Below are 12,802 nucleotides of genomic sequence, written 5' to 3'. Positions count from 1 at the left end.
CCGAACCCACCGCGAGCGGCCACGCCACCGGCACGCGGGATCCGGCCGTGCTCCGCGCGGTCGCGGTGATGACGAACACGCTGGGGCATGCGCGCGGCGGAAGGTGGGTGCTGCCCTGTGCCCGCGCCGAGGACGACCGGATGCGGGACATCGAGATCGACCTGACCGCCCCGTCCGGTCGGCGGTGCAGACCGCCCGCTCCCCCATCGTGTTCGGTGAGCCGGCCGCCGTGCCGGCCGGGGAACGCCCGCGGGGCTCAGGTTTTGAGCCCCGCCTTCACGGGCGTGGTCGAGGGAACCCGACACCGTCTCACCGCCCGTCGCGTCGCCAGACGAGGACGAGGCCGGCCTTGGGAAGGATCCAGTCGTCCACGCCTACGGTGACGACGCGGGTGGTCTCAAGGCTGGGGGTGTAGTTGATCGAGGCGGGTCGGGTGGCGCCGAAGTAGTCCAGGGCGCGGATGCGTTTGATGTCCGGGACCGCCACGTTGACGGAGTACGTCGCGCCGAAGGTCGGCTTGGGCACCTCGAAGCTGAGCAGGTTGCCGTCGGCCAGGACCTTCGCGCTGAAGGAGTACTGGACGAGGATCGCCGACTCCCCCTCGAACTCGTCGGCCGGGATGTGGCAGACGAACTCCTGCTCCGTCTCGTTGCAGGTGAACTCGACCTCCCTGCCGCCGAAGGACGCGCTCAGCAGTTGGAAGCCGTTCGCCCAGTCGTCGTCGAACTCCCCCGTCGACGGGAGGCGCCAGGCCGCGCCGAGGTCCGGGGAACGGAGGGTCTTGTCATAGCTCCCCCCTCCCTGCCAGCCCGCCACCCGGAAGGCGAACCTCGTGCGGGTGATGTTGGTGGTGTGGTAGCTGAAGTGGAAGTAGACCACGTAGTAGTCGTGCTCCCGCCCGTCGGTGCCCGCTCGGACGAGCTCCAGGATCTCCGCGCGGACGACGAGGTTCCGCCAGGTCTCCCCCGACTCGAAGACCCCGGTGCGGAGCTTGCGCGCGATGACCTTGCCGAGTTCGGGGTCTCCGCTGCGCAGCCGGGCCGCGTTCTCGATGACCAGGTCCAGTTCCGCGGGAGCCAGCCGCAGGGACTCGATGTGGTCCGCAGCGGCCAGCGACTGCGCGACCGCCAGTTTCACCGCCGACTGCTGCTGGCCGAGCACGGCGCGCACGTTCTCCACGAACCTGTCCTCGGCGACCTGGTTGAGCAGCACCTGGAAGAGGGTGAGGGTGACGCCCACCTGGAAGATCGCCGTTCCCACGTCGTCGAGCTGGATCCGCGCCCAGAACCCCCTGCCCTCCTCGCTGATGACCAGCCGCCCGTTCTCCGCCACGACCCCGACCGAGTCGTTCGGGGCGATCAGCATGATCACGAGTCCGACGAGGGTCGCGACCAGGCCCAGGAGCAGACCCCGGCTCCGGTAGAGGTCGCCCAGGAGGCTGACCATGGTGCGGGTGGGGCCGGAGTACTCATCGGTATGTGCTGACACGACTCTCTCCGTCCTCAGGGCAGGCGATAGCGCATCACCTTGACCGGTCCGTTCTCCTCCAGCGCCCGGTACCGCGCGACGTTGGAGTAACCGATCCGCTCCCCGTCGCGGACGAACAGAGCGGACTGCGCTCCGAGGCTCTCCAGCGCCGGCCTGCCGATCTCCGGTGCGACGTTCGCCCGCTCGCACACCTCGTCGAGACTCCTCCCGGGCTCCGCGTGGAAGACGAGGAGGCACTCGACCGGGGAGAAGACGTGCGAGGAGAGGTAGCCGCAGCACAGGAAGTCCAGGAGCGCCCCGGTGTCGGGGTCCCAGTTCCCCCTGGGAAGGTCGAGTTCCCTGTACCGGCCCTGGACGACGAGTTCCTCGGCCCGGTGGATGGCGGCGCGGCCCTGCTTGATCAGCTCGATGAGGCCGGTGAGCCCGAATTCCCGATAGAGGAGATAGGCCTGCCTGGTGTGGTCCAGGTAGACCGACCAGAGTTTCGGCCTGTCCACTCCGTGCCGACCGTGGAGCAGGATGTTCCTGATGGTGGCGGGCTCCAGGACGGCGAGTGCTCCGAAGCAGGATCCGACGGCTTCGGCGAGCCCCTCCTCCAATCCCATGGCGAAGACCTCGGGGTCCCTCTTGCCGGTGACGGTGTGAATGACCTCGTGGGCGAAGAGAAGCTCGCTGTAGAACGGCCGCAGCCTGCTCCGGAGGAAGTAGACCCCGGGTTCGACGCCGAAGTTCTCCTCGTCCTCCCTGTCCGGAGCGAAGGCGGACCAGCCGAACTGGTGGAAGGGCGGCGGGAATTCGTCCATCACCCGCAGCGGTGCCTCTTCCACGGGCAGGCCCGCCTTGACGAGCCTTCCCTGGACGGCCGGTCCCGCAGCGGAGAGACGATCGCTGATGGAGCCGGCCGCCTCGATCTCACCGAACTCCGCCTCGGCCGCCGACGCCAGGTCCAGGGCGACCAACTCCCCGAGCGCCTCTTCCTCACTCCGGATCGGCGCCGAGGCGCGGAAATCGTCCGCCAGTTCCCGGATCCGTCGTCGTCCTGTTTCCGCGTCGCACGGGCGCGCAAGGTCCGCCCGCGTCCCCACGATGTCGACAAAGCGTTCAATGTTGCCGAATCTGCAGGGCCGACGATAAACGGCCGAATAAAGATATTCGGAAAGAGTGATCATACCTGAACCATCCGACGGCGTAACATCTTTCCCGGCAAGGCTAGCCTATCCGCCTCCGCTGTTACCCATGATCCACATGAGTTTCCCCTTCCATTTCCAAGAGTCGACCATAAAGAGCGGCGACACGTTCGGAGACCCTTGTGGATATTTCACTTTCAGCAACTAGAACGTCGTTCTGTGTGATCATTCCGAGGGAGTCCTCCGCCAGCCCCACCAGCGCGGCGGCGATGTCGTCCTTGAGGGACTTCAGGCCCCGCACCCTGGCGGCGTCCGGGACCCCGCGCGTCTCCTCCCGGAAGAGCGCGCGCAAACAGGAATCCTCCACGCCGGCGAAGGGGAGGAGTCCTCTCCGGTATATCCCGTACAGTTTCGCGACCACCGGATCCGCGAATTCGTAGTAAAGCCGATACTTTTCCTCTCTGAACCGCACACCACGGCGCTGGAAATAGGACAAAAGCGGAGAGCCCGGATAGACCTCCAACCGGTTCGCCACCCGCCGGTGGCTGCCCACCCTGTTCCTCCTCAGGAATTCGAGATTGACGCGAAGACCGTCGGTATCGGACAGGGGCTGGAACATGATGAATCCCAGGGAGAAATCGATGCCGACCCTCCGCAGCAGCGCGATGGCCGCCTCCGCCTCCTCGGGGGTCGTCCGCTTGGCGAACAGCGCCAGATCCCGCTCGTTGGCCGACTCCACCCCGATCAGCAGATGACGCAGACCCACCGCCTGAAGCACGGTCAGGATCTCCTCGTCGAGCTCGTTGATCCGGCACTCGACGGAGAACGTGATCTCGTAGGGCTGCGCCGCGAGCAGCTCCGCGAACCGCAGGGCGCGGTCCCTGCCCCGGCCGTCCCCGCCCAGGAAGTCGTCGTCCACGAAACTGACCGCCCTGATCCCGTGCCCGGCCACCAGCTCGGAGATCTCCGCCACGACCGACTCCGCCGAACGCGCACGCCAACGGGGCAGGCGGTGATAGCGGTTGCCGTAATTACCGGACTGGCAGAACGTGCAGTACGCCGCGCAGCCCCGGCTGGTCGCCGCCGTCGCGTGGCCGTCCCGGTAGTGGAGCGGATCGGGTTCCCGCCAGGGGAAGGGCAGGGAGTCGAGGTCCTCGACCGGTGGTCGGACCCTGCCGAGAGCGACTTTTCCCCGATCCCGTACGCACAACCCGGGAATCCGCAGGAGATCGCCGCCCGTGACGACCCGGTCCCACAACTCCCCAAGGGTCACATCACCCTCGTGCATACAGGCGGAGTCGAGCTCGGGGCACTCGTCCAGCACCCTTTCCCACAGGAACTCCAGCCCCTGCCCGCCGATGACGAGATGGGCGTCAGGCACGATCGAACGCACTTTACGGATGAGTTCCAACGCCTCAGGAATCTGACGGGTGAAGAGAACCCCCACCCCCACGACCTGACAGTCCGACGCGAACTCCGCGACCTCGCGGGGCAACGGGACGGGACACTCCTCAAAAAGCCGTACGTCGGCTCCCCGTTCCCGCAGAACAGCGGCCAGGGAACGCAGCCCCAGGCTTTCGGCAGCGAGGTACTCGGTCTTGTCGAACGCAGGTGAGAGAAGCAGCGCCCTGCCTGTCCTCGTCTTCAATGGTGCAGCCCCCTGCCCCTGAACCAGGCGCGAATTCCATCGTGGACTTCCCATGGAACCGGCCGCAAGACGGCAGGCCACATCCAGCCAGGTCACCTCGGCGAAATGTCGAGGTGACCTCTGGCCCACCCTCGTTCGAGGGGAAAGCCCTGCTTCAGGCCAAGGCAGGGCTCTTTGTGCATGGCCGAGAACTCACCGCGCGCGAGCCGCGGAACGACGCCCGTCAGGGCCACGGTCATCGCCGCACCGGCGGCGATCGCCGCCAGGTAGACGTCGGCGGTCTCGGTCCAGATGAAGGGGCGGGGGTTGCTGTTCCAGCCGTTGATCCAGGCGCGGATGTCGGCCTCCAGGGCCTGGACGCTCTTGTGGGCGCCGCGGCGGATCTTCTGGTCGGGCAGGAAACCGAACCAGCGTTCCACCTGGTTGATCCAGGAGGAGCCGGTGGGGGTGAAGTGCGTGTGGAAGCGGGGACGGGCAGCCAGCCACGCTTTGATGGCCGGGGTCTTGTGGATGCCGTGGCGGGCGTAGTCGTGGGTGCGCCGCTCGGGTATACCCGGCATCATCGGCACCACCGCTTTTTCGGCCGGATCTGGTGCGGCTTGAGATTGAAGTCCCGCCAGATCCGGCCGATCGTCGACTTCGACGACTCCGTCCGCTCAACCATCGAGGTCTGCGCCGCGAAACCACGGATACCGATGGCCTTGGCGAGCCGGTTCATCGACAGGCCGGAGCGGGTGCGCTGCCGCCTCAGCTCGATCGCGAAGTGGGCGCGCAGCGCGTCGGGGTCAGACTCGTAGGAGGCGTAGGACATCGGTGTCCTCCGGCGCGTGGTCGGTGAGGGATCAGACGAGTGACCGCCTGGCCATCGCTACTTCGCAGCCGAGAGTAACCCCATGCCATCAGGCTGTCAGGCGATTCGGTGACAGTGGGCGACGAGCGTCTGTACGCGCTGTCTTCGTCCGTTGCTGAGCCGGGGAGTCGGACCGCGGGAGCCGTCTGGAAGGGGTCGGGTACCGCCGAAGGTTCGAGGTCTCGGGGTTCGGGCGCGGGAGTGGCCGCGCCTGGCCGGCCGATTGCCGGTCAGGTCAGGTCGACCGGCCTGAACGAGGTTCTCGTCGCGATGTAGATGAACGGTCCCGGCTCGTTCAAGCACTGCTCTATCCGCCGCCACTGGGACATCACGATCTCGAGCTGCTTGAAGGTGCCGACCGCTTCGGCCCCGCCCAGGGAGACCATGCGGGCTCCGTGCTCGCGGACCGCCTGGATCTCGCGGGGCCTGGTCTGGATGTGCCGGTCCTTCGTGACGATCAGCCAGCCGCGTTCGGTCACGAGGGGGATCCAGACGTCGTCGTCGGTCTTCGTAGTGGTGACGGGAGACGGCGGTCGCTGCCGTTTGTGGACGATGCCACCGGGATCGCCCGGATAAGTGGCGTCCGGGCGGAGGCCGGCGATGATGTGGGCCAGACCGAGGATGTCCGCATCGAAGTAGAAGCGGACCTGGGCGGGTTTGACGCGACTCACGCGGCGCGGCGGGAGTTCTCGTAGGCGAGCGCCCAGTGCACGTCACTCGATGTCAGCTGGAAGGTCGCGGCGATCGTCTCGGTGTCTTCGCCGTCCTGGTCATGCTCCCAGATCACTTCGGTACTGACACCGTTCACCGAGGGCCGACCGAACCTGATCTTGGGGTTGACGCGGACCGTCGATTCCTGATTGGCGTCGGGCCGCCACTCCGCGGCGAGGTCGTCCTCCCACTCCACCCGGTCGAGGAACGCCTGTGACGCGGGCAGGAGCACCAGTTGGTCACTGGCCGCGGCAACGAGGCAGAACTCGGGGTCCAGGCCCGCTTCCCCCTGCGCCTCGTAGATGAGCTGCCTTCCGGAGACGAAAGGACGGCGATGGGCCAGCGGGTAGGGCACGCCGAAATCCTCCCGGAGCCTGTCCACGAACTTCCGCAGTTCCACCATGGGCACCCTGTGCTTGCGCCGGTACTCCCTCAGGAGCCCCGCCTCGATGAACTCGCCCCAGGTGACGATCCGATCCCCTCTGGGGGCCTCACGGATGATCGGTCTGTAGGACTTACCTCGGCGCTCCCCGCCCTCGAGCCAATAGTGCAGCGTGCTCGGAGGGACGCCGAGAAGCCGGGCCGCCTCAGCCTCCGAGTACATCTCGCGATCAAGGACCGTGGTCATATCAGCAGTGTCGCATCAGGTCAGATGGTCAACGTGAAGGCGGTCCGGAGGAGACACGACCATGGGAGCTCCTGGAACTTGGGGAGAATCATTGGAACACACGGACCGTGTCAGGTGCAGCGGTTTCCGTGACGGAAGTAGAGGCCACATCGACGATGCCGGTAGTACCTCTCCCCCGCGCCTCCGACGTGTGGTTGACGGGGGCGGGGGCGGCTGGCCGCCTGGTTGACGCCGCTTCGTAGCCGAGCGCGGCCGTCCGTCGGCAGGCTGTGCGGAAATTCGGCGTCCGGCCGGACGTCGCATCGGTTCTCGCGGACCTGGAGGAAGACGTGCGGGTCCGCTCAGGCGGTGAGGCCGACGGGGAGCAGAGGAGAAGCAGCGTGTCCGAGTCCTTCGATGACAGCCGGCGGCAGGCGCGCACGGACCCTGCCCTCGCGGGCTCCGACCCCGTTCTCGGATGCGGGCCGTCCGTTCCTTCGGGCACCGGGCGTGCGGAGCTCGAGGAGTGGGACGAAGCCGTGAAGGCCGTCGTCGCCTGCGAGGCCTGCCTCGGCGCCCCCTGCCCCGTTCACGCCGAACGGCTGGCCCTGGCCCGGAAGAGCTGTTCCGGCGCTCTGGGAGGACGGGCGTCCCGCTGCCGTCGTGTCTTCACCGGGACCCTGGACCAGATGGCGGAGGTCCGGCGGTTCGTCCAGCTCGTCGCGGACGGGCACGAGGCGATGCGCTCGGCGGAGCTCGTCGCCTGCGAACTGGGCGCCAACGCCGTCCTGCACACCCGCAGCGGGCAGCCCGGCGGATGGTTCGCCGTGGAGGTGCGGTTCGGGCCGGATGAGGTGACCGTCGCCGTCACCGACCAGGGCTCCGATCGGGAACCGACGGCACGGCCCGCCGACGCCGAGGAGGTCAGCGGACGCGGACTGTGGATGGTGGAGCTGCTGTCCCTGCGCTGGGGATGCGAGCCCGCGGGAGAGGGCCGGAGGATCTGGGCGGTGCTGCCCGCCTCCGACGACCACGAAGAACCCGGGAACGCGTGAGGCCCCTCACCCGTGAAGCCGACTTCCGCGCCGACGCACGCCCGAGTGGCCGGTACCGCAGCCGTTCGAGCCGAGCGGCGATAGTCCACCACGACCCGAGCCGTATTCCCCGCTTTCTCCGCGAAGCCTGGACCGGCCGCGACCGGGCGTCGATGGCCGCACGCGCAACCCCCTGCTGCAATGATCAGGACTGGTGAAAGCGCACCGCAGGCCGCGGCTTACGGCACGATGCTCGTGGAGGAGGTACAGCGTGGAGAAACGACTGATCGAACTGCACGTGGAGAACTTCCGCAGCTTGAAGAAGGTCACTCTGCCGTTGGGTCCCCTCAACGTGCTGGTCGGAGCCAACGGCGCCGGCAAGACGAACGTCCTCAAGGTCTTCGACTTCCTCTCCGACGTGATCAGAACGGACCTGGAGCCCGCCCTCCAGGAACGCGGCGGCTTCGACGAGGTGGTCTTCTGGGGAGGCGAGCGCCCCCCCGCCTCGATGAAGATCAGGCTCAAGGCCGCCTGGACCACCCACGCCAGCCGGAACGCCCCCGACGAGTACGAGCTCATGGTCACCCGGAGAGGCCGTTCCCTCTCCCGGAAAGAGACGTTCCAGTTCAAGAGGACCCAAGGCAGGGGACGCCGCATCACCATCACCGGCGAGCAGGCCGCCGTGATCGACCAGAACCGCCAGGAATCACAGGAGACGCTCTTCGGGATCCACCGCCTCAGCAGCGGACTCTCCACCCTGCCGAGGCTCTCGGACAACGAAGGCGGCACCGAGGTCTCGACCGTCGCCGAACGGCTGGCGTCACTCCGCGTCTTCGACGTGTCAGTGAGCCTCGCTCGTGAACCAAGCCGTATAAATCCGTCTTTCCTGGCACGGGTCAGACGACTTGCCAGGAGCGCGCTGCGAGACGACGCCTCCAACCTGGCGGGCTTCCTCTTCTTCCTGGTACAGGCCCATCCCGATGCCTTCGAGCAACTGCAGCGGGACGCGGCCGAGGTCCTCCCCCAACTGGAGACGATCGACTTCGACTTCCCGTCCGGAGCCGGCCGAGAAGTGATCGTCGTCCTGCGCGAACGAGGACTGCGTCGCCCGACCCCGCTGGCCGACGCCTCCTACGGCACCATCCGCCTTCTGGGACTCCTCGCCCTCCTCCACGACCCCACGCCACCAGCCCTCACCTGCATCGAGGAGATCGACCACGGCCTCCACCCCCAGGCCCTCTCCCTCCTCGTCGAAAGACTGCGAGAAGCCGGTGAGCGCACTCAGTTCCTCATCGCGACGCACTCCCCCGCCCTGGCCGACAGGCTGCGGCCGGAAGAACTCGTCGTCTGCCGACGTGAAGGCGACGGCTCCTCCTCGATTCCCGCGCTCTCCACCCGGCAGATCAACGACATCGTCGAAGCCAGCGAAGGCGAACCGCTGGGCGAACTGTGGTTCGCCGGCGCCCTCGGAGGTGATCTTTGAGCCGGAAGAGCGGCACCGGTGTCCCGGCCACCAAACGCCCCGTCATCGTGCTCGCCGGCGAGGACGCCAACGACCGCAGATGCCTGCGCATCCTCCTGGAAGCCCGCTGCCCCGACATGCGAGGCCGCCTCGTCGAGATCAACAGCCCCGTCCGGCTCCGTCAAGCCACTGGCGGCACCCTCGCCTCCCGCATCGACAAGCTGCGCAGACTCGTACAGGCACGAGCAGCGCGGGAGAGAGCGGAAATCGCCTGCGCCTTCATCCACGAAGACCTCGACGACGCGGACGGCCCCGGCTACCTCGAAACCCACACCCGGGTGGAGAAGGAGCTGCTGCGCAGCTTCCCCACCGCCCACTACGTCCTGGCCGTCGAAGAGATAGAAGCCTGGCTCCTTCTCTTCCCCGACGCCCTCGCCTCCCTGGTCTCCTCCTGGCAGGTCCCGACCAAGTACCGGGGCAAGGACACCGGCCGCCTGACCGACCCAAAGCACATCCTCATGAGCGAGGTGAGCCGGACGGGCCGCAGGTACAAAGAGTCCGACGCTCCCGACGTCCTGGAGAAGGCCGTCGCCCTCGACGGCTTCCCCGCTCCCCTCGGCACCAACCGCTCGTGGACCCGCCTGATGGAGGATGCGGCCACCTGCTGCTCCAGCCACATCTCAAAGGCGAAAAAGAAGTAGCGGTAGGGGAGAAGCGGCCAGCACGTCGAGCAGGTATCTGCCATGCGCGCGTGGCAGATACTGGACGCCGGTATCGCTACTGCTCTGGCAGTCCAAGGCCCGGCGGACGAAATCGAGCCTGTGACGTGCCTCACCGATCAACCCATCCGGACATTTATTGACCAATCCACATATTCAACACTTGAAGCAACAAAAGGGATCTATCTCAAGAAAACATTCTTTTAGAGAATTTCTTCCATAGTGGTCGACTCCTCTGCCATGATTCCGCCATGCGTTCCACGCTCCTGCCAGGCGATCCTGATTTCGTCGCCGGATACCCGTTGCATGCCCGACTGGGCACCGGAGGGATGGGCGATGTCTTCCTGTCCTGCACACCGAGCGGCAGGCCGATCGCCATCAAAGTGGTACGACCCGAGTTCGCCGGCGACCCCGAGTTCCGCCGCCGCTTCCGGCGGGAGATCACGGCCGCGCAACTGGTGAAGGGCATCTACACGGCGGCGGTCCTGGACAGTGATCCCGACGCGCCGGTCCCCTGGCTCGCGACGGCGTACGTCCCCGGCCCGTCCCTCCACCAAGCCGTCACGGAGCACGGCCCGCTTCCCCCGAACGGGGTGCTCCGGCTCATGGCAGGGGTGAGCGAGGCGCTGGAGGCCATCCACGAGGTCGGCCTGATCCACCGCGACCTGAAGCCCGCCAACGTCCTCCTCGCCCAGGACGGGCCCCGCGTCATCGATTTCGGAATCGCGCGTGCCGCGGAGGCGACGTCCGCGACCAGATCAGATGTGCTGATCGGCACCCCCATGTTCATGGCCCCTGAGCAGATCAACGGCCACCCGGTGACGCCCGCCACCGACGTCTTCGCGCTCGGCCAGCTGCTGGTGTTCGCCTCGACGGGACGAGCGGCCTTCGGTGAAGGCAACCGGGACGCCCTGTTCTTCAGGATCCTGCAGAACGAGCCCGACCTGGACGGGTGCCCTGAGGACCTGCGCGACATCATCACCCGCTGCCTGGCCAAGGACCCCGCCGATCGACCGGCGGTCGACGAGCTGATCCAACATACCCGTGACCTGCTTCCCGACCTCGCCCAGACGTCGGTCCCATGGTTGCCGCCCTCGGTGGTCACGTCGTTCAAGGACTACGAACCACCCGCCCTGACAGAACGGCCCGTCACGACCGGTTTCCAGGGAGCGTCGGCGAAGGTCACAGGGAGATCCGGTGTCTCCATGCCTCCGCCTACGGCCTCGCCGCGCCGTGCGTCTCCTCGCCCGCTCGGCGTTCCGGTCGTTCTCTCCGTTGCCCTCGCCGTGGCTCTGACGCTCGCAGGCGCCGTCTTTTTCGCCACACGGCCGGACGCGCAGGCAGCACCCGGTGGTTCCTTGAAGAGCACGAAGCCTCCGGCCGCGGGCCCAACCGCCGTCACCGAGACCGCACCGACACCCAGCATCACCGTCCTGACGCCCGACACCACCGTCCCGGTGCCTGTTGCCACCACGTCCGCTCCGACCGCCACGAAGCCTCCGGCACCGCTGCACAAGGACGCGCAGTTCACGGCCCCAGGAGGAGATTGCCATTACGCGGAAGAGTTCATGAACGGAATCTCTTTCACCGAGAAAGGTCCTGACATCGATGCCGTCGCCGGTGACTCGATGGACTATGACCTCTACTACCTGTGCAGGGACTCCGATGAGGAAACCTATCTGTGGGGCGGCTCAGGCAGCCAGTTCGCCACCGTGACCGGAGAGCCGAGCCTCGCCGCATGCCTTCAGGCGATGGACAGGTTCAACATCGCAAAGAAACGCCTGGACGAGACCAAGATCGCGGACACCTTCTGCATCAAGAACATCGACGGCACCCTAATGAGCTGGATAAAGATCGTACGGAGCACCGGGGGCGATTCCACCACCGGTCCCCAGATCACTTTCGCCGCCACCATCTGGCCCCTCAACTGAGACCACAGCTTCACACGAGAGGTGCACGCACAGATGATGGAAGATCATCTGACTCTGGACATCGAGGCCGCGGAGTTCATCGTGGACCTGTCCAACGTGGTGCGGAACACCTCACTGGGGGTCGGCGTCGCCCGGCTCAGCCGGTTTCAGGGACTGCTCGACGCACTGCGGCGATTCGCCAGGGACGACCAGGTCCTCGTTTACGCGGTCGCGGACCGGTCACTGCTGCACGGGGCGGGGCTCAGCGGCCAGGAAGAGGCGGTCCTGCAGCGGTGGGCGCGGGACGGCCTCATCGAGGTGCGTCCGGTGGCCGACGACCGCATCCTGGAGATCGCCCACCTGCGGGACCGGATGATCGTCACCGATGACGCCTACAAGGAGTACCACCGGTTCCACCCGTGGCTCGTCGGCGACTGCAATCGTTTCCTCAGCCCGTACCCCGACCCCCGGCGGCCCGGGGCGGTGGCCGTCCGGCGACGGGTCATCCCGAAGTTTCCGGAATGGGAGCTGTCCCTCGTCGAGGAGGAGCGCGAACTCAAGGACGCCGGACTGCGCGGCAGGAACGCCGAGCAACGCCGCCGCACCTTGCTGGGACGGCTGTGGGAGTGCCCGGTACGGGATTGCCCGCTGTTCGGAAGGCCGCTTCGCGCGATCCAGCCGGTGGCGCGGTTCACCGGGAGGGGCGCGGTCTGCCCCGACCACCGTCTGCCGCTGGCCGACCGGGGACGCGCTCCTCGGCGCGCCCAGGTCAAGGTGCTCGTCGACGGGGCCGTCGTCACCAGGTTCACCTTGGACGAGGGTCGGGCGGTCTCCGTCGGAAGAGCCCCGGTGCGGGCCGGTGTGGCGCTCATGAGCTGGCTGGGCGCCTACCCCCCGACGTCGATGAGCCGCACCCATGTGGAGCTCATGTGCGAGGCCGACCGGGTGGTGGTCCGGGATGTCAGCACCAACGGCACCGAGATCCGCAGAGACGGCGGGCTCACCCGGCTGTCCCCCCGCCGGTGGCACCCCTTCTCCCCCGGCCAGGAGGTCGTGCTGCACGAGAGCACCGTGCTGGTGCTGAGCGGCCGACGGCGGTACTTCAACGAAGCGGACGAGGCTCCTCCTCCGCCCCCCTCACACGTCGACCCGACGACGATCGAAGGCAAGAACGGACGGATCACCGGTTCCAGGCAGACCAGGCGACGCACAAGAAGACGGTGAACACCGAAGTCCTCAACGTCCT

At 67.1% G+C, this 12,802-nt stretch carries 12 protein-coding genes; 5 read left to right on the top strand and 7 right to left on the bottom strand.

Going from position 1 to position 12,802, the window contains the following annotated elements; translation table 11 throughout:
* Positions 1-309: 309 nt before the first annotated feature.
* The 7 genes from ABD140_RS28955 to ABD140_RS28925 form a co-directional block, all read right to left on the bottom strand.
* Positions 310-1,488: a hypothetical protein gene (locus ABD140_RS28955; RefSeq protein WP_344244194.1), complete on the bottom strand. Its 1,179-nt coding sequence runs from the start codon at positions 1,486-1,488 to the stop codon at positions 310-312.
* 14 nt (positions 1,489-1,502) lie between these two features.
* A complete protein-coding gene (locus tag ABD140_RS28950; RefSeq protein ID WP_344244193.1) occupies positions 1,503-2,447 on the bottom strand; it encodes a hypothetical protein in 945 nt (314 codons plus the stop codon).
* Positions 2,448-2,718: 271 nt separating this feature from the next.
* A complete protein-coding gene (locus tag ABD140_RS28945) occupies positions 2,719-4,359 on the bottom strand; it encodes a B12-binding domain-containing radical SAM protein (RefSeq protein WP_344244192.1) in 1,641 nt (546 codons plus the stop codon).
* Complete coding sequence (locus ABD140_RS28940; protein ID WP_425544163.1) at positions 4,356-4,826, bottom strand: transposase; 471 nt, start codon at positions 4,824-4,826, stop codon at positions 4,356-4,358. The genes ABD140_RS28945 and ABD140_RS28940 overlap by 4 nt, the downstream gene beginning before the upstream one ends.
* Positions 4,823-5,074 carry a hypothetical protein gene (locus ABD140_RS28935; protein WP_344244191.1) on the bottom strand — a complete coding sequence of 84 codons (252 nt, stop codon included), beginning with the start codon at positions 5,072-5,074 and terminating at the stop codon, positions 4,823-4,825. The genes ABD140_RS28940 and ABD140_RS28935 overlap by 4 nt, the downstream gene beginning before the upstream one ends.
* Positions 5,075-5,343: 269 nt before the next feature.
* Positions 5,344-5,784 (bottom strand): PIN-like domain-containing protein, encoded by a 441-nt coding sequence (locus ABD140_RS28930; protein WP_344244190.1) that lies wholly within the window; start codon positions 5,782-5,784, stop codon positions 5,344-5,346.
* Positions 5,781-6,452, bottom strand: coding sequence for a DUF433 domain-containing protein (locus tag ABD140_RS28925; RefSeq protein ID WP_344244189.1), 672 nt, complete (start codon positions 6,450-6,452; stop codon positions 5,781-5,783). Before ABD140_RS28925 ends, ABD140_RS28930 begins: the two co-directional genes overlap by 4 nt.
* A 380-nt stretch (positions 6,453-6,832) precedes the next feature.
* On the opposite strand from ABD140_RS28925, the gene ABD140_RS28920 reads away from it, so the two are divergent.
* From ABD140_RS28920 to ABD140_RS28900, 5 genes are all read left to right on the top strand, one after another.
* Positions 6,833-7,486: an ATP-binding protein gene (locus ABD140_RS28920; RefSeq protein WP_344244188.1), complete on the top strand. Its 654-nt coding sequence runs from the start codon at positions 6,833-6,835 to the stop codon at positions 7,484-7,486.
* A gap of 250 nt (positions 7,487-7,736) precedes the next feature.
* Positions 7,737-8,948, top strand: coding sequence for an AAA family ATPase (locus ABD140_RS28915; protein ID WP_344244187.1), 1,212 nt, complete (start codon positions 7,737-7,739; stop codon positions 8,946-8,948).
* The gene (locus ABD140_RS28910; protein WP_344244186.1) at positions 8,945-9,628 is read left to right on the top strand and encodes a hypothetical protein; all 684 of its coding nucleotides are present in this window, start codon (positions 8,945-8,947) and stop codon (positions 9,626-9,628) included. Before ABD140_RS28915 ends, ABD140_RS28910 begins: the two co-directional genes overlap by 4 nt.
* Positions 9,629-9,897: 269 nt before the next feature.
* Positions 9,898-11,577: a serine/threonine protein kinase gene (locus ABD140_RS28905; protein ID WP_344244185.1), complete on the top strand. Its 1,680-nt coding sequence runs from the start codon at positions 9,898-9,900 to the stop codon at positions 11,575-11,577.
* 33 nt (positions 11,578-11,610) lie between these two features.
* Positions 11,611-12,780 carry an FHA domain-containing protein gene (locus ABD140_RS28900; RefSeq protein ID WP_344244184.1) on the top strand — a complete coding sequence of 390 codons (1,170 nt, stop codon included), beginning with the start codon at positions 11,611-11,613 and terminating at the stop codon, positions 12,778-12,780.
* The last annotated feature ends 22 nt before the right edge of the window (positions 12,781-12,802 follow it).

The sequence above is a fragment of the Actinocorallia libanotica genome (assembly GCF_039525175.1).
Classification (GTDB): Bacteria; Actinomycetota; Actinomycetes; order Streptosporangiales; family Streptosporangiaceae; genus Actinocorallia; species Actinocorallia libanotica.
This window is presented reverse-complemented; position numbering and strand designations above follow the sequence as displayed.